This is a genomic window from Rhodococcus sp. NPDC003383 (assembly GCF_053589115.1).
Genome location: NZ_JBSFRG010000017.1, coordinates 84,581 through 107,507 on the forward strand (window position 1 = coordinate 84,581; position 22,927 = coordinate 107,507).

Below are 22,927 nucleotides of genomic sequence, written 5' to 3' on the forward strand. Positions count from 1 at the left end.
TCTATTCGTCGCCGGCGGCGTCTCGCTCACGCGGTTCCTTGTACGGATCGGCCTCGCCGGCGGGCGATGCACCTTCGCGGGCCTTGGCGACCGCCTCGTCGGCGGCGCGGGCGCGGGCCAGCAGCTCCTCCATGTGGCGGGCGGTGTCCGGCACCGTGTCGGTCACGAACGTGAGGGTGGGTGTGAAACGCACGCCGGTCCCGGCGCCGACCTTGGTCCGGAGCACTCCCTTGGCCTTCTCGAGGCCGGCGGCAGCCGCGGCGAGATCGGGCTCGGAGTCGAGGTCCGCTCCGCGCACGGTGTAGTACACGGTGGCGTCGTGCAGGTCGGCAGTCACCTTCGCATCGGTGATCGTGACGAACGCGAGCCGCGGATCCTTGATCTCGTGATCGATCGCGGTGGCCACGATGGTGGCGATGCGCTTGGCGAGACGACGGGCCCGTGCTGGATCGGCCATGTCAGTCGCTTCCTCTCCTCGCCGCGGTGCGGCTGTTGTGTCCGCCGCGGTGCGGCTGTCGTGTTCAGCCGCGGGCGGCTGTGTCGTATGTGGGGTCCGGTCAGTCTTCCGGACCGAAAATTCTTCGGCGGGCTGCGAGCAACTGCAACTCGGGGCGGGCCGCGACTAGGCGTTCGCACCGGTCGAGGATGTCGGTGACGTGCCCGACGTCGGGACCTGCCGATGCCACCCCCAGCAGGGCGCGGCGGTGCAGGTCCTGATGCCCGGCTTCGGTGGCCGAGACCCCGAACCGGCGCAGTTCCGCGAGGACCGGCCGGATCATGGACCGCTTTCCTTTGAGGGAGTGCACGTCACCGAGCAGCACATCCAGTTCGAGTGCGCCTACGAACACCGGACCTCCTGTCTGGACTCCCGGCGCGGATACCCCGGGAAGCGGGGCGCTGACACGTCGGGGCGGCGGACGATTGCTCGCCCGCCGCCCCGACGGCGGTGCCGTCAGCTGTCACCGACGGCGGTGCCGTCAGTGAATACCGACGGCGGTGCCGTCAGTTGTCACCCGACGGCGGTGCCGTCAGTCGCGCGGCTTCTCGCGCAGCTCGTAGGCCTCGATCACGTCGCCGACCTTGATGTCGGAGTAGGTGATCGTCATACCGCACTCGTAGCCCTCGCGGACCTCGGTGACGTCGTCCTTCTCGCGGCGCAGCGACGAGATGGTGACGGTCTCGGCGACGACGTTGTTGTCGCGGAGCAACCGTGCCTTCGCGTTGCGCTTGACGATGCCGGACTGCACGAGGCAACCCGCGATGTTGCCGACCTTCGAGGACTTGAAGATGGCGCGGATCTCGGCGCGGCCGAGCTCGACCTCTTCGTAGATCGGCTTGAGCATGCCCTTGAGGGCCTTCTCCACCTCGTCGATCGCCTGGTAGATGATCGAGTAGTAGCGGATGTCGACGCCCTCGCGGTTCGCCAGCTCCGTCGCCTTGCCTTCGGCACGGACGTTGAAGCCGATGATCACCGCGTTGGAGGCAGCAGCCAGGTTGACGTTGGTCTCGGTGACACCACCGACACCGCGGTCGATGACCCGCAGGCGCACCTCGTCGTCGATCTCGATCCCCATGAGCGCTTCTTCGAGGGCCTCGACGGTACCCGAGTTGTCGCCCTTGAGGATGAGGTTGAGCTCGTTGTGCTCCTTGAGCGCGGCATCCAGATCCTCGAGGGAGATCCGCTTGCGGCTCTTCGCGGCCAGCGCGTTGCGCTTGCGCGCATTGCGGCGGTCGGCGATCTGCCGGGCGATGCGGTCCTCTTCGACGACGACGAGGTTGTCGCCGGCGCCGGGCACCGACGTGAAGCCGATGACCTGGACCGGACGCGAAGGCAGAGCCTCCAGGACGTCCTCGCCGTGCTCGTCGACCATGCGGCGCACGCGGCCGTACGCGTCGCCGGCGACGATGGAGTCGCCGACCCGCAGGGTGCCGCGCTGGACCAGCACGGTGGCGACCGGACCGCGACCGCGGTCGAGGTGAGCCTCGATCGCGACGCCCTGGGCCTCCATATCCGGGTTGGCCCGCAGGTCGAGGGCCGCATCGGCGGTGAGCAACACGGCCTCGAGCAGCTGGTCGATGTTCAGGCCCTGCTTCGCGGAGATGTCGACGAACATGGTGTCGCCGCCGTACTCCTCGGTGACCAGGCCGTACTCGGTGAGCTGCTGGCGGATCTTCTGGGGGTTCGCACCCTCCTTGTCGATCTTGTTGACCGCGACCACGATCGGCACGTCGGCCGCTTGGGCGTGGTTGATCGCCTCGACCGTCTGCGGCATGACACCGTCGTCGGCGGCGACCACGAGGATCGCGATGTCCGTCGACTTCGCACCGCGGGCACGCATGGCGGTGAACGCCTCGTGACCCGGGGTGTCGATGAAGGTGATGAGCCGGTCTTCGCCGTTGAGGTGCGTGAGCACCTGGTAGGCGCCGATGTGCTGGGTGATGCCACCGGCCTCGGCCTCACGGACGTTGGCCTTGCGGATCGTGTCGAGCAGTCGGGTCTTACCGTGGTCGACGTGACCCATGACGGTCACCACCGGCGGACGCTGCTGCAGGTCCTCTTCGCCGCCCTCGTCCTCGCCGTACTGGATGTCGAACGATTCGAGCAGCTCGCGGTCCTCGTCCTCGGGGCTGACGACCTGGACGACGTAGTTCATCTCCGAGCCGAGCAGCTCGAGGGTCTCGTCGTTCACCGACTGAGTGGCGGTGACCATCTCGCCGAGGTTGAACAGCGCCTGGACCAGTGCCGACGGGTTCGCGTCGATCTTCTCCGCGAAGTCGGACAGCGACGCGCCGCGGGCGAGCCGGATGGTCTCGCCGTTGCCGCGGGGCAGCCGGACACCGCCGACTGCCGGTGCCTGCATCGAGTCGTATTCCTGCCGCTTCTGCCGCTTCGACTTGCGGCCGCGACGCGGAGCACCACCGGGACGGCCGAACGCACCGGCCGTGCCGCCGCGTCCACCGCGACCGGCACCACCACCGCCGCCACCGGGACGACCCCGGAAGCCACCGGCTGCTCCGGCACCTGCACCGGCACCGGCACCGGCGCCGCCACCGGCTCCACCGCCGCGGTAGCCGCCGCCACCGCCGCCCGGGCGACCACCCGGTGCGCCGGGACGACCCGGACGACCGGTCGCGGCCGGACGTGCCGCACGCTGCGGCATCGCACCCGGGTTCGGGCGCGGGGGCATCGAGCCCGGAGACGGACGCGGTCCGCCCTGGCCGGGAGCCGGACGAGGTCCGCCGGGACCGGCGGCCGGGCGCGGAGCGGCCTGGCCGGGAGTGGGACGGGGCCCACCCGGACCGGCCGCGGGACGACCCTGGCCGGGCGTCGGACGGGGACCGCCCTGACCCGGGCGAGGGGCGCCGGGACGCGGTGCCGGACGCTCCGCGGGAGCCGACGAGTAGGGATTGTTCCCGACACGCGGCGGCTTCGGGCCGGGACGCGGTCCGCCGGGCTTGGGACCGGGGGCCGGGGCCGGCGCGGGCTGCGCGGCCGGAGCCTGGGCGGCCGGGGCCGGTGCTGCCGGCTTCGGGGCCGCAGGACGCGGGGCACCCGGCTTCGGTCCCGTCGAGGGACGCGGTGCCGGGGTGGGGGTCTGCGCGGGAGCTGCTGCCGCGGGCTTCGGCGCCGGGGTGGGTGCCGGGGCCGGCGCTGCAGCTGCCGGGGCGGCCGGACGCGGGCCGGGACGCGGTGCGCCCGGCTTGGGACCGGGGGTCGGGGCGGCCGACGAGCCTTCGCCCGTGGTCTTGCCGAACGATTCACGCAGACGACGTGCGACGGGGGCTTCGACCGTCGACGACGCGGACTTCACGAACTCGCCGAGCTCCTTGAGCCTTTCGAGTACGACCTTGCTTGTGACATCGAGTTCTTTCGCCAACTCGTGCACGCGGGGCTTGCCTGCCACTGCTCTCCTCACTGATGAGGTCGAGCGGCTGGTTGCCCGCACGACCTCGGGTTATCTCCGATGGACGTTCATCGCTGGTGCTTCACGGTGTGCTCATGAGTGTTCGTGCCTGTTCTTCTCAGAGTTCGATGTCACTGCGTTGGTGTCCCTGCTGTCGATCTCACAACGGTGCCACGCCGAGTGATATTCCGTCGCCGGACCCGACCAGCTGATCGAGCGCCGCCGTGTCCGGATTTCCGGGCACCCTCAGCGCTCTGCCGAATGCTCGACGCCGCTCCGCCTGACTCAGACACTCCGAAACGGGATGCAACCACGCGCCCCGCCCGGGAAGTCTGCGCCCGGGATCAGGGACCAGAACGAAGCGTTTCGGCTCCACTTCTCGTGCCACGACCCTCAGCAGATCGGCAGTCAGCGATCGCTGCCGACACCCGAGACAGGTACGCACCGGACCGGTGCGCTCGCCGCGTGACGAAGACAGCTCATGCTGAACCATCGACCACTCTACCGCCGATTCGTCCGGAAGCCCGCATTCCACCTCTACCTGCCTGTCGAAGCGGCGCCCGAGTGACCATCATCACCCGCTGCGGCGTCGCTGCGGATGTCGATCCGCCATCCGGTCAGACGCGCGGCCAGGCGGGCGTTCTGCCCTTCCTTGCCGATCGCGAGGGACAACTGGAAGTCGGGGACGACGACACGCGCGGCCCGCGCGTCCGGGTCGACGACCGTGACCGAAACCACCTTCGACGGCGACAGCGCGTTGCCGACGAACCGCGCCGGATCCTCGTCGTAGTCGATGATGTCGATCTTCTCCTCGCCGAGTTCGCGCATCACGTTGCGCACGCGCTGACCCATCGGGCCGATGCACGCACCCTTCGCGTTCAGCCCGGGTACCCGCGAGTGCACCGCGATCTTCGAGCGGTGCCCCGCCTCGCGGGCGACCGCGACGATCTCGACGGATCCGTCCGCGATCTCCGGGACCTCGAGCGCGAACAGGCGACGGACGAGGTTCGGATGGGTCCGCGACAGGGTGATCTGCGGTCCACGCTGGCCGCGTGCCACGCCCACGACGTAGCACTTGATGCGATCGCCGTGCTCGTACGTTTCGCCCGGCACCTGCTCGGCCGGCGGGATCAGGCCCTCGGCGCCGTTGTCGCCGCCGATCCGCACGACCACCATGCCGCGCGCGTTCGCGCGGGTGTCGCGCTGGACGACACCGCCGACGATCTCGCCCTCGTGGGTGACGAACTCGCCGAAACGCTGCTCGTGCTCGGCGTCACGGATGCGCTGCATGATGACCTGCCGCGCGGTCGTGGCGGCGATCCGGCCGAAGTCCGCCGGAGTGTCGTCCCATTCGGAGACGAGGTTGCCGTCGGCGTCGAACTCTTCGGCCATCACGCGCACGATGCCGGTCTTGCGGTCCAGATCGATCCGGGCGTGCGGCTGGTGACCGTCCACGTGCCGGTAGGCGGTGAGCAGAGCGGTCGAAATCGTCTCGATCAGCGCCTCGAACGGGATGTTCTTCTCGGATTCGAGCGCCTTCAGCGCCGTGATGTCGATATTCACTTGTCCACCTTCGTCTCGTTCACTTCGTCTTCGTCACTACCGTCTTCGTCCACCCCGACCGCGTTCTCGTCGAGTTCCCCCGCACGCACCCGGCCGTCGGGCAGGCCACCGGCGAGCTCGAGCTCGCGGGCGTTGGGAGGGTTGAACTCCACCTCGACCGTCGCCGACCGCACCTCCGCCAGCGGGATTGCGCGCACGACCGGGCCGTTGCGGTCCGGGACCACGATGCGGATCTCGTCGCCGACGAGTTCGCCGATACGGCCGACGAGCGTCTCGGTCCCCAGATCCAGCCGGGCCTTCCGGCCCTGCGCGCGCCGCCAGTGCCGGTCCTGCGTCAGCGGCCGGCCGATACCGGGACTGGTCACCTCGAGCATGTACGGCGACTCACCGAAATCCGACACCGCGTCGAACGCCTCCGACACGAGATGACTCAGGCGCGCCGCCTCGTCGAGGCCGAGACCTGCGTCGCTGTCGACCATGAGCCGGACCGTGCTGTGCTTGCCCGCCGCCGTGACGACGACGTCCTCGAGGTCGTAACCCTCACGCTCGATCAGATCCGAGACGAGCTCGACAATCCTCTCCGGTGGCGGCACAGGCATGGCGGCAAGCTCCTCGTTCAGTTGTGGTCGCAGCGGTAGGCGGCCGGTGCGGGGATCGATCCGGCAGGTATCAAGGGTATCGCGCATTTCGGGGTGCCGTGACCAGGCCGGCGTCCGGATCGGTTCGCCGGGACTGGCACCATGGTCCGGTGCCGACGTCACCACACCTGCCACCCGTGTCCCGACGAACACTGCTGCGATGGTCCGGTGCCGCGCTCGGCACCGCGGGCGTGTTCACCGTCACGGGATGCGGAGCCCCCTCCGACGAGGACGGCGAGCCCGATCCGCTGATCGCCCAGGCCCAGCGCGCACGCACCGACGCCGCTCTCGCCGGCGCCCTCGTCGCCGTGGCACCTGAGCGGGCCGATGCGCTCGCGACGATCGGCGCCGAACGCACGACGCACGCCGACGCACTCGACGCGGAGGTCGCACGGCTGGCGGGGGCCACGTCGACGTCCCCGGCCACCTCGACGACCGTGACGCTGCCCGCCGAGACTCCGAGCGTGGAACTGCTGCGCGAACGGCTGATCCGTTCCCAGCGCGACGCCGCGGATCTGGCCCGCACCCTGCGCGGTTACCGCGCGGGCCTGCTCGCGTCCGTCAGTGCCGCCTGCGCGACCGAGACGGCGGTGCTGCTGCCGTGAGTTCCCCCCAGCTCGGAGCCGAGCAGCAGGCCCTCGTCGACGCCGTGAACGCCGAACACGCCGCCGTGTTCGGGTACGGCCTCGTCGCGGCGTTCTCCAATCCGGCCCGCGGCGGTGAGGTGGCGGAGGACACCGCCGCACATCGGGCGCGCCGCGACGCCACGATCGACGCGCTCACCGCCGCGAGCGTCACTCCCCCGGTCGCCGCGCCCGGCTACACCGTCCCGTTCCCGGTGACCGACCCGATCAGTGCCGCGCAGCTCGCCGTGCAGATCGAGACGGACGTCGCGGTCGCGTGGCGGTCCGTCGTCGAACGGGCGACCTCCGAGTCCACGCGCGGATTCGCGATCGACGCGCTGACCGAAACGGCCCTGCGCGGCGCGCGGTGGCGGGCGAACCTGGGTGTCGCTCCCCCGACCGTCGCCCTGCCCGGTCAGCCCTGATCGTCCCGTCGTTCGGAATTCGCCGCCGAAGAACAGAAACGTGTTCTACCGTCGTGAGCGTGCCGACGACACGACCGGAACAGACCGTTCATCCGACCACCGATCGACGCCGCGAGGCCGGGGCGTGACCCGCGTCGCGCTGGTCACCGGCGCGTCCCGCGGGGTCGGTAAGGGCATCGCCCTGGCCCTGGGAAGTGCCGGGTGGACCGTCTACGTGACCGGACGGGGACCCGCCACCGGCGACGCTCCCCTGGCCGGGACTGCAGCGGAGATCACCGCCCGCGGCGGTCGCGGGCACGCGCTGACGTGCGACCACTGCGACGACGCGGCGATCGAGAAGGTGTTCGCGCAGATCGCCGACGACCAGGAGGGCCGGCTCGACCTGCTGGTCAACAACGTGTGGGCCGGTCCACGCGGATTCGGCGGGTTCGACACCCCGTTCTGGGAACGACCGCTCGACGACTGGGACAGCCTGATCGGGCTCGGATTGCGCGCGCACTACGTCGCATCGGTCGCCGCGGCCCGCATGATGGTGCCGCGACGCACCGGCCTGATCGTCAACATCTCGTCGTTCGGCACCCGCAGCCGCCTGCATTCGGTGCTGTACGGGATCTCCAAGGCCGGCCTCGACAAGATGGCCTTCGACATGGCCGACGAACTGCGCGAACACGATGTGCACGCGGTGTCGCTGTGGCCGGGCATCGTGCGCACCGAAAAGATCGTCGCGAGCGGCCTCACCGACATCGCGGGGTTCCCGGTCGCGGACGCCGAGTCGCCCGAGTTCGTCGGCTCCGTCGTCGCGGCCCTGACCGACGACCCCGAACTCGCCGAGCGCAGCGGGCACACCTTCGTCACCGCCGAACTCGCCCGCGACTACGACCTGACCGACCTCGACGGCCGCCGGCCCCCGTCGCACCGCAGTGTGTTCGGGGGCGGCCCGCTGTTCTGACGAGCCCCACCCTTTCCGAGCGAGCGGTACATCCGGTCGATCTGAGAAGACGAACGGTACATTCGCTCGGATCGAAGGGCCCGGAGGGCGGCGTCAACCGGTCACGAGCGCCAGCGCGAAACCGTCCCACCCCTTGCTGCCGACCGTCTGCAGGGCGGTCCCGTCGAGCCGCGGTTCCGCGGCGATGAGTTCGAGCACCTCACGGCTCGCCCGCACGCGCTCGTCGTCGAGTTCGGCGTTCGTGATCGATCCGCCGCGCACCACGTTGTCGACGACGATGACGGTGCCCGGGCGCGACAGTTCCAGAGCCGCACGCACGTAGCGCGGGTTGTTCTCCTTGTCGGCGTCGATGAACACCAGGTCGAACGGGGCCTCGGACCCGAGGTCCGGCAGCGAATCCAGCGCGGCACCGACCCGGATGTCGACGATGTCACCGACCCCGGCGCGGTCCAGATTCCCCCGCGCCACCTCGGCGTGGTGCGGTTCGTATTCGAGGGTGACAACGCGGCCTGCCTCCCCGACGGCGCGCGCGAACCAGATGGTGCTGTACCCACCGAGCGTGCCGATCTCGAGGATCTTCCGTGCACCGATCGCCCGGGCGAGCAGGTGCAGGAACTTGCCCTGAGGCGCCGACACGTCGATCGGCGGCAGTCCCCGGTCGGCGTTCGTGGCGAGAGCGCTGTCGAGCGCGTCGTCCGGGCCGATGAGGGTGTCGGTGAGATATGCGTCGGTCGTCTGCCACGTCGAATCGTCGATCATGACCCGAGTCTGCCCTGCCCGCCGAGCGAACGGTACGTTCGCTCGGCTGAAGGCGAGAGCCGAAGGAGAGGGATCAGCCGCGCACGGCCGCGAGGATCTCCTGCAGCGCCGACTCGACCGGAACTTCGCGGGATTCGCCGGTGAAGCGGTCACGCAGCTCGACGTTGCCCTCGGCCCATCCGCGTCCGACGACGACGACGAGCGGCACACCCAGCAGTTCGGAGTCCTTGAACTTCACACCCGGCGACGCCTTGCGGTCGTCGAGCAGAACCTCGACGCCCGCCTTGTCGAGATCGGCGGCCAGGCCCTCGGCGCCTTCGCGGGCCGCGTCGTCCTTGTTCGCGATGACCAGGTGCACCCCGAACGGCGCGACCTCGGCGGGCCAGCGCAGGCCCTTGTCGTCGTGCTGCTGTTCGGCGATCACCGCGACCAGGCGGGAGACGCCGACGCCGTACGAGCCCATGGTGGGGCGCACCGGCTTGCCGTTCTCGCCGAGGACGTCGACCGCGAACGCGTCGGTGTACTTGCGGCCGAGCTGGAAGACGTGGCCGATCTCGATACCGCGCGCCGAGACGAGCGGGCCGGCGCCGTCCGGCGACGGGTCCCCGTCGCGGACCTCTGCGGCCTCGATGGTGCCGTCGGGGGTGAAGTCGCGGCCGGCGACGAGCCCGAAGACGTGCTTCCCTTCTTCGTCGGCGCCGGTGATCCAGCTCGTGCCGTCCACCACGCGCGGGTCGACGAGGTAGCGAACACCGTTGTCCAGCAACGCCTTCGGGCCGATGTAGCCCTTGACGAGGAAGGGGTTGGCGGTGAAGTCGGACTCGCCGAGCAACTCGACCTCGGCGGGTTCGAGCGAGGCTTCCAGGCGCTTGTCGTCGACCTCCCGGTCGCCGGGGATGCCGATGCCGAGCAGTTCCCAATCGCCGCCCGGCTGCCGGACCTTCACGAGGATGTTCTTGAGGGTCTCGGCCGCGGTGACCTCACGCCCGAGGATTTGCGAGGCGGAGGCGACGAGGGATTCGATCGTCGGGGTGTCCGGGGTGTCGTGCACCACGGCGTCGGGCAGGCCGTCGAACGGGATCGGCTCCGGCGCGAGCGTCTTCACCGCCTCGACGTTCGCGGCGTAGCCGGATTCGAGGCAGCGCACGTAGGTGTCCTCACCGGCGTCGGACTCGGCGAGGAACTCCTCCGACGCGCTGCCGCCCATCGCCCCGGACGTCGCGGAGACGATCACGTACTTCACACCGAGCCGCGCGAAGATCCGCTCGTAGGCGTCGCGGTGGGCCTGGTAGGACCGGGTCAGCCCCTCGTCGGTGAGGTCGAAGCTGTAGGAGTCCTTCATGACGAATTCGCGGCCGCGCAGGATGCCGGCGCGGGGTCGTTCCTCGTCGCGGTACTTCGTCTGGATCTGGTACAGGGTGACCGGGAAGTCCTTGTAGGAGTTGTATTCGCCCTTGACGGTGAGCGCGAACATCTCCTCGTGGGTGGGTCCGAGCAGGTAGTCGCCGCCCTTGCGGTCCTGCAGCCGGAACAGGCCGTCGCCGTACTCGGTCCACCGGTTGGTGGTCTCGTAGGGATCGCGCGGCAGCAGCGCCGGCAGCGAGATCTCCTGCGCGCCGATGGCGTTCATCTCCTCGCGCACGACGCGCTCGACCTGCCGCAGCACCTTCAGGCCCAGCGGCAGCCACGAGTAGACGCCCGGCGCGATGCGCCGCACGTAGCCTGCGCGAACGAGCAGTTTGTGGCTGGCGACCTCGGCATCGGCCGGGTCGTCGCGGAGCGTGCGGAGAAACAGATGCGACATGCGGGTGATCACGGAGTGGCAGCCTACCCGCAGGCCCGGAACCGGCCTCGGTACGGTTACCGGTTGTGCTGGTGCTTCTGCCTCCTTCCGAAACCAAGTCCGACGGCGGCAACGGCGCGCCCCTCGATCTGGGCGAGCTGTCGATGCCTCAGCTCACCGACACGCGCGAGATGCTCGTCCAGGCGCTGGTGGATCTGGCCGCCGACAGCGAAGCGTCGATGCGGGCCCTCGGTCTCGGCGCCACCCAGGCCGACGAGATCGAACGCAACGCCAAGCTGTGGGTCTCGGCGACCCGGCCGGCGCTCGAGCGGTACACCGGGGTGCTGTTCGACGCACTCGACGTGCCGTCGTTCACCCGGGTGCAGCGCGAGAAGGCGTACCGGCGGCTCGCGATGGGATCGGCGCTGTTCGGTGCGGTGCGCGCGGGCGATCCCATTCCCGCCTACCGGCTGTCGGGCGGCTCCAAGCTGCCGGGCTTCGGCACCCTGCAGGCGCTGTGGAAACCCGAACTGACCGACGCGCTGGTGGCCGAGGCCGCCGGAGATCTGGTCGTCGACCTGCGATCGGGGGTCTACCAGCAGCTCGGTCCGGTGCCGGGAGCGGTGACCGCGACCGTGCTCACCGAGCAGCCCGACGGCACCCGCAAGGTCGTGAGCCACTTCAACAAGCACCACAAGGGTCTGCTGGCACGGGCGCTGGTGCTCACCCGAGCGGAACCGTCCGACGTCAGGTCCGTGGCGCGGGTGGCCGCGAAAGCGGGCCTGCGGGTCGAGGTCGCGTCGCCCACCGAGCTGATCGTGCTCACCTGAGTTTCCCCGTCGAATCCGCTGGTCCTGCCGTATAGTTCTGATCTCGACGGCCGACCCGGGAGCGCCCATGGGGAAGAAGTCCAAGGGAAGCAAGGCAGGGCACGACGCGGGGACCGATTCCCGCACCCACACGGGTGAACTGCGCCCGCCGCCGACCGGTGGCGATCCCGACCTACCGCCGATGAAGAACAAGGAGTACCGGCGGCACCTGAAGTCGCTGCACGCCGAACTCGTCGCGATGCAGGAATGGGTCAGATCCACCGGCGCGAAGGTGTGCATCCTGTTCGAGGGCCGGGACACCGCGGGGAAAGGCGGTGTCATCAAGGCGATCACGGAACGCGTGAGCCCCCGCGTCTTCCGCGTCGTGGCCCTGCCGGCTCCGACCGAGCGGGAGAAGTCGCAGATGTACTTCCAGCGATACATGCCGCACCTGCCCGCGGCGGGTGAGGTCGTCATCTTCGACCGCAGCTGGTACAACCGCGCCGGCGTCGAGCCCGTCCTGGGGTTCTGCACCCAGGAGCAGACCGACCAGTTCCTGCAACTCGTCCCGGCGGTCGAACGCGCGATCCAGCAGTCCGGGATCATCCTGATCAAGTACTGGCTCGAGGTGAGCCAGGAGCAACAGACGTTGCGGCTGCAGAGCCGTATCGACGATCCGCGCAAGATCTGGAAGCTCTCGCCGATGGACCTCGAGTCGTACAGCCGCTGGTACGACTACTCGCGGGCCCGCGACGAGATGTTCCGGCTCACGCACACCGGATGGTCACCCTGGCACGTCGCGATCAACGACGACAAGAAACGCGGCCGGCTCAACATCATCAGCCACCTGCTCAGCCGGGTGCCCTACGAGCCGCTGGAGCTTCCCGCCGTCACGCTGCCCGAACGACAGAAACCGGGCGGTTATCGCGATCCCGGCGTGGTCGTCGACTGGATTCCCACACCCTACTGACGATGCGCCGCACCGGAACGAGGAGGTCCGCGAGCATGCTCGGTCAAAGATCCGTATCCGGTGACACCCCGGTTGCCGACTCCCCCGACGACCTGCGGGCGTGGCACGCGCTGAACCCCGCGGATGTGGTGGCGACGCTGTCGACCGACGAGTCGGCCGGGCTGACCAGCGCCGCCGTGGAGGAACGCCGAGCCCGCTACGGCGCCAACGTCATCGCCTCCGAACCCCCACCGTCGATCTGGGCAGTCGCGCTGCTCCAGCTCACCGATCCGATGAACGTGATGCTCGTGGCGGTCGTCGTCGTCAGCGTGGTCATCGGCCAGATTCCCGTGGCGCTCACGGTCGCCGGCCTGGTGGTGCTCAACGTCGTGCTGGGGACCCGCCAGGAGTTGAAGGCCCGGGCCAGCGTGGATGCGCTGGCGAAGATGCAGGTGCCGCAGGCCCGGGTGACCCGCAACGGCACCCTGGCCGCGATCCCCTCCACCGAGCTCGTACCGGGCGACATCGTCAACCTGGAGGCCGGCGATCTGGTGCCGGCGGACGGACGGATCCTCGTCTCCGCCACCCTCGAGACCCAGGAAGCGGCGCTGACCGGGGAGAGCGCCCCCGTCGCGAAGGACGTGACGACCCTCGATTCCCCCGACGTGACGCTCGGCGACCGCAGCAACATGCTGTTCCAGAACACCTCGGTCACCCGCGGCACCGCGACGATGGTGGTGACCGAGACCGGCATGCAGACCCAGATGGGTCGCATCGCGTCGATGCTGTCGGCGGTGGCTCCGAAGAAGTCCCCGCTGCAGCGCGAACTGGGTTCGCTGACCAAGGTGCTGGGCATCGTCGCCTGGGGTGCGGTCGCGGTCATCGTGGTGATCGGGCTGCTGCGCGGCCAGAGCGTCACCACGGTTCTGCTGCTGGGCATCTCGATGGCCATCTCGGCCATCCCGACGGGCCTGCCGACGTTCGTGCAGTCGATGCTGTCGTACGGCGCCAAGCAACTGGCCGACGCAAAGGCCGTCGTCAAGAACCTCAACGACGTCGAGACGCTCGGCGCGACCAGCGCGATCAACTCCGACAAGACCGGCACCCTCACCATGAACCAGATGACGGTCCGGTCCCTGTACTTCCACGGCCGCTGGTTCACCGTCGAGGGCGAGGGCTACGCCAAGACCGGTGCGGTGCGGCACGCCGCCGGCGCGGAGGTTCCCGACTTCACGCGGCTGGCGTACGGGCTGTGCCTCGACAGCGACGCCACCGTGTCCGACAGCGGAGTCGTTGTCGGTGATCCCACCGAGGCGGCGCTGGTGGTGCTGGCCGCGAAGCTCGGCGTCGACGCCGAGGAGACCCGGCGCGCCTACCCGCGCGTCGCGGAGGTGCCGTTCGATTCGGCGTACAAGTTCATGGCGACCTTCCACCGGCTGCCGCTGGACGGCGTCGACACGTTCGTCGAACTGGTCAAGGGCGGGCCCGACGTGGTGCTGGCACGCTGCTCGACGGCGTTCACCGAGACCGGGCCGGAACCGATGGACGTGATGCGTGACGAGATCCTCGCGGCCAACCGCAGCATGTCGGAGAAGGGGCTGCGGGTGCTGGCGTTCGCGGCGCGCCTGCTGCCGGGCCGGGAGAGCGAGGTGATCGCCGATCCGATGTCGTTCGTCGAGGACCTGACGTTCGTCGGCATGGTGGGCATCATCGATCCGCTGCGGCCCGAGGCCGTGGAGGCCGTGCGCACCGCGCACGCCGCGGGCATCGAGGTGCGCATGATCACCGGCGACCATGCGATCACCGCGTCCGCGATCGGTGCCGAACTCGGTCTCGGTCCGGGCGCGATCAGCGGCCCGGAACTGCAGGCACTGTCCGACGACGAACTGGCCGCGGCGCTGCCGAACCTGCACGTCTTCGGCCGGGTCACCCCGCAGGACAAGCTGCGCCTGGCCGAACTCATGCAGCGGGGCGGCGCGATCGTCGCGATGACCGGCGACGCCGTCAACGACGCGGCAGCCCTCAAGCAGGCCGACGTGGGTGTCGCGATGGGGTCGGGCAGCGAGGTCACGAAGCAGGCCGGGAACATGATCCTCACCGACGACAACTTCGGGACGCTGGTGACCGCGATCAGCCTCGGGCGCAGCATCTACGACAAGATCGTCGCGTTCATCCGCTGCCAGATGGCGAAACTGTTTTCGCTGATCCTGTTGTTCCTGGTCGCGAGCGTGTTCGATATCAACGACGGTGTCGCGCTCACGCCGCTGATGGTGCTGTTCCAGAACTTCTTCATCACCCTGTTCCCGGTCATCGTGATCATGCACGACCCCGCACCGCCGAACCTGATGAACAAGCCACCGCGCGACCCGGGCGTTCCGATCACCAATCCGCTGGCCGTGTGGCAGTGGGTCTTCTACGGTGCCGTCGAGTTCGCGGTCACGCTGGCCGCGCTGTTGCTGGCGCCCGGTGAGATGAGTTCGACCGTCGCGAACGTGCCCATGACGATGGCGTTCGTGGTCATGTCGTTCGGGTCGATCCTCGGTGGGCTGGTGATGCGGCGTGATCCGGACACGGGCCTGGCAGCGCCCATTCTGGGAGCCGTGAAGATCCTGGCGATCCCGACGGTCATCACCGTGCTCGCCGTGGAACTCGACTTCCTGCAGCGGCTGCTGATGACGACCTCGCTGACCGGTGGCCAGTGGCTCGCGTGCATCGGATTGTCGGTGATCGTTCCGGTCGTGATCGAGGCCGAGAAGGCGATCCGGCGCCGCCGCGCCACGGGCCCGCAGGCGCCGATCCCGGCCTCCACCGCGGTGGAGCCGCAGCGGGCCCGCGTGGCGTGACGGCGGCCCGCCTCAGGCGTTCTGGGCGGCCTTCTCGGCTTCCTGTGCCTGCGCGACCTGCTGCGGGCTGAACCGGATGAACAGCGCGGCGATACCGGTGATCACCGCGCACACGGCGCAGCCGACCAGGGCGAACATGTAGCCCTCGCCCTGCGCGACGAGCTGCGCCTCGGTCATGTCGGCGACCGCACCGGACGTGCCGCCCAGCGACATGGTCCGCGACGTGGCCATCGCTCCGATCACGGCCAGGCCGATCGGACCGCCGAGGGTCTGCGCGACCTGGGCGATCGCCGACAGCGGGCCGATCTCGTGGGTACCGACCCCGGCGATCGCGCACAGCGGCAGCGGCACGGACGCCAGTCCGACGCCGAACCCGACGACGAGCACCAGCACGAACAGGGTGGGCAGGTACTGCACCGTCTCGTCCATCGTCGAGCCGAACAGCAGGCTCGCACTCATGATCAGCGCCCCCGCGACCACCAGCCAGCGCGGCTGCACCCGCACGACGAGTTTCGACGCGACCGCAGCGGCACCGCCGAGACCGAACGCGAACGGCACGAACGCCAGACCCGCCTGCAGTGGGGTGTAGCCGAGGATGTCCTGCACGAACAGCGCCACGAACGCGGCCAGCGAGAACATCACCGAGCCCGCGAAGAAGATCGCCACGAACGTGGCGACCCGGTCGCGGTTGCGGAACAGCACGAACGGCAGCAGCGGGTTCTCGGCGCGCCGCTCCACGAGCAGGAACAGCCCGAGGACCACGACACCTCCGATGAGCGCCCCGATCACGACCGGGCTGCCCCAGCCCATCTCGGGTCCCTCGCTCAGGCCGAACACCACACCGGTGCAGCCGAGGGTCGCCAGGACCGCGCCGGGCACGTCGAGCGCGAGCCGCTCGGTCGCGGTCTCCCGCAACACCATGCTCGCGGCGACGGCGATGAGCACACCGATGGGAACGTTGATGAGGAAGATCCAGCGCCACGAGACCTGCGTGAGCGCGCCGCCGAGGATCAGCCCGGCGATCGAGCCGACGCCGGTCATCGCCGCGAACACCGCGATCGCGCGGTTGCGGGCGGGGCCCGGCGCGAACGTCGTCGCGACCAGAGCCAGCGCGGTCGGTGACGCGATCGCGGCGCCGACGCCCTGCAACGCGCGGGCTGCGATGAGCATGGCCTCGCCGGTCGCGAGGCCGCACAGCAGCGACGCGAGGGTGAACAGGCCGACCCCGGCGACGAACATGCGCTTGCGGCCGAAACTGTCGCCCAGCCGGCCACCGAGGAGCATCAGACCGCCGAACGCCAGCGCGTACGAGGTGAGCACCCAGTTGCGGCCGGCGTCGGACAGTCCCAGGTCGGCCTGCAGCGGCGCGAGCGCCAGGTTCGCGACCGTGCCGTCGAGCACGACCATCAACTGCAGTCCGCTCAGGACGAGCATGGCCGCGCCGAGCGCCCGGGCGGTCGCGGAACGGGCGGCGTTCGAGGGGTCCGGCACGGCGTCGACGTTACCCAGCATCCGATTCACTCGGAATCCGCGGTGAGACCGGCGACCGGTCCGATCACGATGATCGCGGGCGGCCGGATCTGCTCGTCGCGCACATGCGCCGCGACGGTCTGCAGGTCGGCGCGCAGAACGCGCTGGGTGCGGCGCGTGCCTTCCTGCACGACGACGACCGGGGTGTCCGCGGGACGGCCCCCGGCGAGCAGGGCGTCGGCGAACTGCTGGATGCGTTCGACCGCCATGAGCAGCACCAGCGTGCCGCGCAGCTTCGCAAGTGCCGACCAATCGGTCAGCGAGTCCGGGTGGTCGGGGGCGACGTGTCCGCTGACCACCACGAATTCGTGCGTGACCCCGCGATGGGTGACGGGAACGCCGGCCGCCGACGGCACCGCGATCGCGCTGGTGATCCCGGGAACGACCGTGACCGGGACGCCCGCGGCGGCACAGGCCTGCAGTTCCTCGAAGCCGCGGCCGAAGACGTACGGGTCGCCGCCCTTGAGGCGCACGACGAACTTGCCGGCCTTGGCCCGGTCGATCAGGGTTTCGTTGATGGCCTGCTGCGCCATCGCCCGGCCGTAGGGCAGCTTCGACGCGTCGATGACCTCGACGTGCGGGCCGAGTTCGTCGAGCAGTTCCTGCGGGGCCAGGTGGTCGGCGACGACCACGTCGGCGCGACCGAGCAGGCGGCGACCGCGCACGGTGATCAGATCCGGGTCGCCCGGGCCGCCGCCGACGAGCGCGACCCCGACCGGGGCCGGCGCGGTGTCGGCGACAGCGGCGCCCCCGGCGAGGGACTCCCGGATCGAGGTGCGCACCGCCGCGGACCGGCGGTGGTCGCCGCCGGCGAGGACGCCGATGGACAGACCGTCGTAGGTCGCGGTGGCCGGGGTGACGGCGCTGCCGCGGCGGGCGTTGTCGGCGCGCACGCAGAAGATGCGGTTGCGTTCGGCTTCGGCGACGACCGCCGCGTTCGTCTCCGGCTCGTTCGTGCAGGCCATGGCGTACCAGGCGCCCTCGAGATCACCGTCGCGGTAGTCGCGCAGTTCCAGGGTGATGTGGCCCTTGGTGGCCATACTCTCGACGGCGGGCGTGGCCGCACGGGTGACGACGTGCACCGCGGCACCCGATGCGACGAGCAGTCCGAGCCGCCGCTGGGCGACGGACCCGCCGCCGACCACGACGACCCGGCGACCGGACAGATTCAGACCGACGAGGTAGCTGGACTCGTCTGCCCCGTTGGTGGACGACTCGTCTGCAGGATTGGTAGGCACCGGGGTTCCCCACTTCTGGTTGGCCTCGTGACACAGGCCGGTCCGCGGCGTGCGGACCGGCCTGTGACGGGGTCGGGTCGTGACGGTCGGATCAGACCGACGCGGGCTCGATCGGGGCGGTGGTCTCCGCCACGGAGGTGACGTCGAGCTGCAGCGACTTGGTGCTCCACTGCCACACCTTGTCGAACAGCGCCTGATCGTCGGACAGCTTCGTGCCGAGGGACGGCACCATCTCGTGAAGCTTGCCCTGCCATCCGGTCCACTGCTTCGGGAAGCAGCGTTCGAGAACGTCGAGCATCGCGGGCACGGCGGTCGAGGCGCCCGGGGAGGCACCGAGCAGACCGGCGATGGTGCCGTCACCGGCGCTGACCACGGCGGTGCCGAACTCGAGGACACCGCCGATGCCCTTGCGCCGGATGACCTGGACGCGCTGACCGGCGACGATCAGCTCCCAGTCCTCGAGCTTGGCGTTGGGCGCGAACTCGGAGAGGGTGACGATCCGGTCGCGGGGCGACTGGGTGAGCTCGCCGACCAGGTACTTGACCAGGCCGAGTTCGGTGGCGCCGACGCCCAGCATCGACATGATGTTGTTGGGCTTGACCGACTTCGGCAGGTCCAGGACGCCGCCCTGCTTGAGGAACTTCGGCGACCAGCCGGCGTAGGGGCCGAACAGCAGGCCCTGCTTGCCGCCGATGACGCGGGTGTCGAGGTGCGGAACCGACATCGGGGGCGCACCCACGGCGGCCTTGCCGTACACCTTCGCGCTGTGCTGCGCGATGACGTCGGGGTTGGTGCAGCGGAGGAACGCACCGGAGACGGGGAAGCCGCCGAAGCCCTTGGCTTCGCTGATCCCCGACTTCTGCAGCAGGTGCAGGGCACCGCCGCCGGCGCCGACGAAGACGAACTTGGCGTTGACCTTGCGGCTCTCGCCGGTCCGGCGGTTGCGGACCTTGACGATCCAGCTGCCGTCGGACTGCTTCGACAGGTTGGTCACCTCGTGACCGAAGAACACCGTGCCCCCGGAGGCGGCGACGTTGTTGATGAGCTGCTTGGTGAGGGCGCCGAAGTCGACGTCCGTGCCGGTCGAGGTCCAGTTGAGGGCCACCGGGTCGGAGAAGTCACGGCCCGCGGCCATGAGCGGGAGACGCTCGGAGAACAGCTCGGGGCTCTCGGAGTACTCCATGCCCGCGAACAGGGGGTGGCCGGCCAGGGCGTCGTAGCGGGCGCGCAGGTACTTCACGTCGTCGGCGCCGTGCACGAAGCTGACGTGCGGAATCGGGTTGATGAAGTCCTTGGGGTCGGACAGGATCCCGTTGTCGACGGCGTAGGCCCAGAACTGGCGCGAGACCTGGAACTGCTCGTTGACGTTGATCGCCTTGGTGATGTCGACGGTGCCGTCGGCCTTGGCCGGGGTGTAGTTCAGCTCACACAGCGCGGAATGGCCGGTACCGGCGTTGTTCCAGGGGTCGCTGCTCTCCGCGGCAGCGGCGTCGAGCCGCTCGAAAGCGGTGATCGACCAGTCGGGCTGCAACTGGCGGAGCAGCGCACCGAGGGTAGCGCTCATGATGCCCGCGCCGATGAGCACTACATCGGTCTTCGCCTCTAACACGTTGTCTGACACTGGAGGATCGACTTCCTTGTCTGTTCGCACGCGCCGCAGAATCCGCAGGGATCGCGTCGCGAGGGTGTCCCGTGCACGTCCGTGGTCCCGCTCCACTTCCGTTCGATCACGAACCGGATCTGGGAACCACCACAGCCGCGCCGACTGCGACGAATAGGTTACCCGCACGTCGCTCGGCGTTTCCTTCCCCCCAATTGTGCCCCGACCACGATCCGGCATGAACACCAATACAGTGTGATAGTGACTACTTGGCAGCCCGACATCCTCGGTGACGGCTATCAGCAGCTCGTTCTCCCCCTCGGCAGCGATCCCGACGGGGAAGGTGAAATCAGCGCGACCCTGGTCCGCTATCAGCCCGCCGGCGACGCTCCGCACCGCGCGGTGCTCTACGTGCACGGGTTCACCGACTACTTCTTCCAGCAGCACCTCGCGGAGCACTTCGCGGCGCAGGGGTACCGGTTCTTCGCGCTGGACCTGCGCAAATGCGGCCGTTCACGCGCCCCGGGCCACACTCCGCACTTCGTCACCGACCTCGCGTACTACGACGCCGAGCTCGAGGAGGCGTTGCGGATCGTGCGGACCGAGACCGGCGAGGAGGTGCTGCTGGTCGCGCATTCGACGGGCGGGCTGGTGTTGCCGTTGTGGCTGGACCGACTGAACAAGCGTCCAGGCGGTACCGCGGGCGCCGGAATCCGCGGGGTCGTCCTCAACAGTCCCTGGTTCGACCTGCAGGGACCGTCCTATCTGCGCAACGTCGGCACCCTCGCGATCGACCTCCTCGGGCGGATCCGGCCCAAGGACGTCATCCCACTGAAGAAGCTCGACACGTACGGGATGAGCCTGCGCACCGGCGGCTGGAACTACAACCTCGACTGGAAGCCGCTGACGGGATTCCCGCTCACGTTCGGCTGGCTACGGGCGGTCCGGCGCGGGCACGCGCAGCTGCATCGCGGCCTCGACATCGGGGTGCCGTCGCTGATCCTCCGGTCCACGGCGAGCCGGTCCGCACCGAAGTACGACCCCGCGATCGACACCGTCGACGCGGTCCTCGACGTGCGGCAGATCGCGCGCTGGGCGGGTTGCCTGGGCGACCGCACCACGATCGTGCCCATAGACGGAGCCCGCCACGACGTGTTCCTGTCCACCCCCGGTCCGCTCGCCGCGGCGTTCCGGGAATTGGACCGGTGGCTGGAGGGGTTGGACAACCACGACAGCAACGACGACACCGCCGATATCCGCACCGCCGCCGGCAACGTGCGGACACGAACCGCAGGAGACCCCGCGTGACCCATTACGACCTCGCCATCATCGGCACGGGATCGGGCAATTCGATCCTCGACGAACGCTACGAGGGCAAGCAGGTGGCGATCCTCGAGGAGGGCACCTTCGGCGGCACCTGCCTCAACGTCGGCTGCATCCCGACGAAGATGTACGTGTACGCGGCCGAGGTCGCGCACACCGTCCGCACCGCCGCGAAATACGGCGTGGACGCGAGCGTCGACGGGGTCCGCTGGAACGACATCGTCGACCGGGTGTTCGGCCGGATCGACCCGATCGCGGCCGGCGGTGAACGGTACCGGCGCGAGGACTGCGCGAACGTCACGGTGTACGGCGGGCACGCGCGGTTCGTCGGCGAGCGCACCCTCGACACCGGCACGGGCGAGACGATCACCGCCGATCAGGTCGTCGTCGCGGCCGGATCACGCCCGATCGTTCCGCAGGAGGTCCTCGACAGCGGCGTCAAGTACCACACCAACGACGACGTGATGCGGCTGCCGAAGCTGCCCGAGTCGATGGTGATCCTCGGATCCGGGTTCATCGCGATGGAGTTCGCGCACGTGTTCTCCGCCCTCGGGGTGCGGGTCTCGATCCTCGCGCGCAGCAGCCGGCTTCTGCGTCACCTCGACACGGACATCGCCGAGCGGTTCACGCGGATCGCGCAGGAGAAGTGGGACGTGCACCTGTCGAATCCGGCCAAGGAGTTCCGCCCCGTCGGTGACGGTGTGGAGGTCGTGCTCGCCGACGGCACGGTCGTCGCGGGTGACGCGCTGCTGGTCGCGGTGGGACGGCAGCCCAACGGCGACCTGCTCGACGCGGCCGCCAGTGGCCTGGAACTGGACGAGCAGGGCCGCATCGTCGTCGACGAGTTCCAGCGCACCACCGCGCGCGGAGTGTTCGCGCTCGGCGACGTTTCGTCGCCCTATCAGCTCAAGCACGTCGCCAATCACGAGATGCGGGTGGTGCAGCACAACCTGCTGCAGGATGCGTGGGACGACGACACGTCGGCGCTGCGGCGCACCGATCACCGGTTCGTGCCGGCGGCGGTGTTCACCGACCCCCAGATCGCCGAGGTCGGGCTCACCGAGGAACAGGCCCGCGCACAGGGATACGACATCTCCGTGAAGATCCAGAACTACGGGGACGTCGCGTACGGCTGGGCGATGGAGGACACCGAGGGCATCTGCAAGCTGATCGCCGACAGGTCGACCGGTCTGCTGCTCGGCGCGCACGTCATGGGCGCGCAGGCGTCGACGGTGATCCAGCCGCTGATCCAGGCGATGAGTTTCGGTCTGACCGCCCGGGAGATGGCGACGGGCCAGTACTGGATCCATCCGGCGTTGCCGGAGGTCGTGGAGAACGCGCTGCTCGGGCTCTGACAGCGTCGGCGGCGCCGTCCGGCCGGGACGGCGCCACCGTGTCCGCTACCAGCTGCCGGTACGCAGGGCGATCGCCGAGGCGAACTCGGCCGGGGCCTGCGCCGGGACGTTCTCGATGCCGTCGAGTTCGACGACCCGGAACTCCCCGGTGACGTAGCGCATGGATGCGTCGGCCTCTGCGCGCCGGGTGCCGCTGCCGACCACGACGGTGGTGGGCACCTCGGCTGCAGGGGCCGACGCGTCGCGCACGGTGCCGTCGGCGTCGGGAACGGCCGGGTGACCGCGGTCGGCGACGACCAGACTCGCGAACCGGCCGAATCTGCCGGCTGCGACGGACCAGGCGAGTTCCGCGCCGGCACCGCTGCCGGCCAGGTGCACCCACGGCAGTTTCAGTTCGTCGAGCAGCGCGAATATCCCGGCCGCATCGAGGTTGTCGATGCTTTCCGGGACGACCGTCCGCAGGTCGGAATTGTGCAGGCGTTCGCACACCGCGTCGAACACGTCGGCGCTCTCCCCCGCTCCCGGCAGCAGCAGCACGGTGTGCCTGCTCTCGGGTCCGTCGATGCGTACCCGGACGGTGCCGCTCGCGGTGCTCACGTCAGTCGATTCCATGCCGCAGAACGGTACGCGATCAC

At 69.6% G+C, this 22,927-nt stretch carries 20 protein-coding genes; 8 read left to right on the forward strand and 12 right to left on the reverse strand.

The window, feature by feature from the left end:
- Position 1: 1 nt before the first annotated feature.
- From rbfA to rimP, 6 genes are all read right to left on the reverse strand, one after another.
- Complete coding sequence (gene rbfA / locus ACWDTS_RS16415) at positions 2 to 457, reverse strand: 30S ribosome-binding factor RbfA (protein WP_197254958.1); 456 nt, start codon at positions 455 to 457, stop codon at positions 2 to 4.
- 100 nt (positions 458 to 557) lie between these two features.
- Positions 558 to 848 carry a DUF503 domain-containing protein gene (locus tag ACWDTS_RS16420; protein ID WP_248676658.1) on the reverse strand — a complete coding sequence of 97 codons (291 nt, stop codon included), beginning with the start codon at positions 846 to 848 and terminating at the stop codon, positions 558 to 560.
- A 180-nt stretch (positions 849 to 1,028) separates the two neighbouring features.
- On the reverse strand, positions 1,029 to 3,905 hold the full coding sequence (gene infB / locus ACWDTS_RS16425; protein WP_450110258.1) for a translation initiation factor IF-2: 2,877 nt from the start codon (positions 3,903 to 3,905) through the stop codon (positions 1,029 to 1,031).
- A 160-nt stretch (positions 3,906 to 4,065) separates the two neighbouring features.
- On the reverse strand, positions 4,066 to 4,398 hold the full coding sequence (locus tag ACWDTS_RS16430; RefSeq protein ID WP_420753229.1) for a YlxR family protein: 333 nt from the start codon (positions 4,396 to 4,398) through the stop codon (positions 4,066 to 4,068).
- A gap of 44 nt (positions 4,399 to 4,442) precedes the next feature.
- Positions 4,443 to 5,468 carry a transcription termination factor NusA gene (nusA, locus tag ACWDTS_RS16435; RefSeq protein WP_197255434.1) on the reverse strand — a complete coding sequence of 342 codons (1,026 nt, stop codon included), beginning with the start codon at positions 5,466 to 5,468 and terminating at the stop codon, positions 4,443 to 4,445.
- Positions 5,465 to 6,067, reverse strand: a complete 603-nt coding sequence (rimP, locus tag ACWDTS_RS16440) for a ribosome maturation factor RimP (RefSeq protein ID WP_450110259.1) — start codon at positions 6,065 to 6,067, stop codon at positions 5,465 to 5,467. The genes nusA and rimP overlap by 4 nt, the downstream gene beginning before the upstream one ends.
- A 176-nt stretch (positions 6,068 to 6,243) precedes the next feature.
- Here rimP and ACWDTS_RS16445 point away from each other — a divergent pair, with 176 nt between their 5' ends.
- The 3 genes from ACWDTS_RS16445 to ACWDTS_RS16455 all read left to right on the forward strand — a co-directional run bounded on the left by ACWDTS_RS16445 (position 6,244) and on the right by ACWDTS_RS16455 (position 8,103).
- Positions 6,244 to 6,711 (forward strand): hypothetical protein, encoded by a 468-nt coding sequence (locus ACWDTS_RS16445; RefSeq protein ID WP_450110260.1) that lies wholly within the window; start codon positions 6,244 to 6,246, stop codon positions 6,709 to 6,711.
- The gene (locus tag ACWDTS_RS16450; RefSeq protein WP_197255440.1) at positions 6,708 to 7,154 is read left to right on the forward strand and encodes a ferritin-like domain-containing protein; all 447 of its coding nucleotides are present in this window, start codon (positions 6,708 to 6,710) and stop codon (positions 7,152 to 7,154) included. Before ACWDTS_RS16445 ends, ACWDTS_RS16450 begins: the two co-directional genes overlap by 4 nt.
- A gap of 124 nt (positions 7,155 to 7,278) precedes the next feature.
- Complete coding sequence (locus ACWDTS_RS16455) at positions 7,279 to 8,103, forward strand: SDR family NAD(P)-dependent oxidoreductase (protein WP_450110261.1); 825 nt, start codon at positions 7,279 to 7,281, stop codon at positions 8,101 to 8,103.
- A 93-nt stretch (positions 8,104 to 8,196) separates the two neighbouring features.
- Here ACWDTS_RS16455 and ACWDTS_RS16460 read toward each other — a convergent pair whose 3' ends face one another.
- Both ACWDTS_RS16460 and ACWDTS_RS16465 read right to left on the reverse strand, forming a co-directional pair.
- Positions 8,197 to 8,862, reverse strand: a complete 666-nt coding sequence (locus ACWDTS_RS16460) for an O-methyltransferase (protein ID WP_450111287.1) — start codon at positions 8,860 to 8,862, stop codon at positions 8,197 to 8,199.
- A 73-nt stretch (positions 8,863 to 8,935) separates the two neighbouring features.
- The gene (locus ACWDTS_RS16465) at positions 8,936 to 10,678 is read right to left on the reverse strand and encodes a proline--tRNA ligase (RefSeq protein WP_450111288.1); all 1,743 of its coding nucleotides are present in this window, start codon (positions 10,676 to 10,678) and stop codon (positions 8,936 to 8,938) included.
- A 53-nt stretch (positions 10,679 to 10,731) separates the two neighbouring features.
- Here ACWDTS_RS16465 and yaaA point away from each other — a divergent pair, with 53 nt between their 5' ends.
- The 3 genes from yaaA (at position 10,732) to ACWDTS_RS16480 (ending at position 15,246) form a co-directional block, all read left to right on the forward strand.
- Positions 10,732 to 11,475 (forward strand): peroxide stress protein YaaA, encoded by a 744-nt coding sequence (gene yaaA / locus ACWDTS_RS16470; protein ID WP_450111289.1) that lies wholly within the window; start codon positions 10,732 to 10,734, stop codon positions 11,473 to 11,475.
- Positions 11,476 to 11,542: 67 nt separating this feature from the next.
- Positions 11,543 to 12,424: a polyphosphate kinase 2 gene (ppk2, locus tag ACWDTS_RS16475; RefSeq protein ID WP_450111290.1), complete on the forward strand. Its 882-nt coding sequence runs from the start codon at positions 11,543 to 11,545 to the stop codon at positions 12,422 to 12,424.
- Between the two features lie 35 nt (positions 12,425 to 12,459).
- The gene (locus ACWDTS_RS16480; RefSeq protein WP_450118612.1) at positions 12,460 to 15,246 is read left to right on the forward strand and encodes a cation-translocating P-type ATPase; all 2,787 of its coding nucleotides are present in this window, start codon (positions 12,460 to 12,462) and stop codon (positions 15,244 to 15,246) included.
- Positions 15,247 to 15,258: 12 nt separating this feature from the next.
- On the opposite strand, the gene ACWDTS_RS16485 is transcribed toward ACWDTS_RS16480, so the two are convergent.
- The 3 genes from ACWDTS_RS16485 to mqo form a co-directional block, all read right to left on the reverse strand.
- A complete protein-coding gene (locus ACWDTS_RS16485) occupies positions 15,259 to 16,680 on the reverse strand; it encodes a DHA2 family efflux MFS transporter permease subunit (protein ID WP_450118632.1) in 1,422 nt (473 codons plus the stop codon).
- Between the two features lie 83 nt (positions 16,681 to 16,763).
- Positions 16,764 to 18,014: a uroporphyrinogen-III C-methyltransferase gene (gene cobA, locus ACWDTS_RS16490; RefSeq protein ID WP_450118613.1), complete on the reverse strand. Its 1,251-nt coding sequence runs from the start codon at positions 18,012 to 18,014 to the stop codon at positions 16,764 to 16,766.
- 91 nt (positions 18,015 to 18,105) lie between these two features.
- Positions 18,106 to 19,635 (reverse strand): malate dehydrogenase (quinone), encoded by a 1,530-nt coding sequence (gene mqo, locus ACWDTS_RS16495; RefSeq protein ID WP_308200776.1) that lies wholly within the window; start codon positions 19,633 to 19,635, stop codon positions 18,106 to 18,108.
- Between the two features lie 240 nt (positions 19,636 to 19,875).
- Between mqo and ACWDTS_RS16500 the strand changes: the two genes are divergently transcribed.
- Positions 19,876 to 20,922, forward strand: coding sequence for an alpha/beta hydrolase (locus tag ACWDTS_RS16500; RefSeq protein ID WP_450118614.1), 1,047 nt, complete (start codon positions 19,876 to 19,878; stop codon positions 20,920 to 20,922).
- Positions 20,919 to 22,292 (forward strand): mycothione reductase, encoded by a 1,374-nt coding sequence (mtr, locus tag ACWDTS_RS16505; RefSeq protein WP_450118615.1) that lies wholly within the window; start codon positions 20,919 to 20,921, stop codon positions 22,290 to 22,292. The genes ACWDTS_RS16500 and mtr overlap by 4 nt, the downstream gene beginning before the upstream one ends.
- 45 nt (positions 22,293 to 22,337) lie before the next feature.
- Here the strand turns inward: mtr and ACWDTS_RS16510 are convergent, their stop codons facing one another.
- The gene (locus ACWDTS_RS16510) at positions 22,338 to 22,904 is read right to left on the reverse strand and encodes an alpha/beta fold hydrolase (protein ID WP_450111295.1); all 567 of its coding nucleotides are present in this window, start codon (positions 22,902 to 22,904) and stop codon (positions 22,338 to 22,340) included.
- Positions 22,905 to 22,927: the final 23 nt, after the last annotated feature.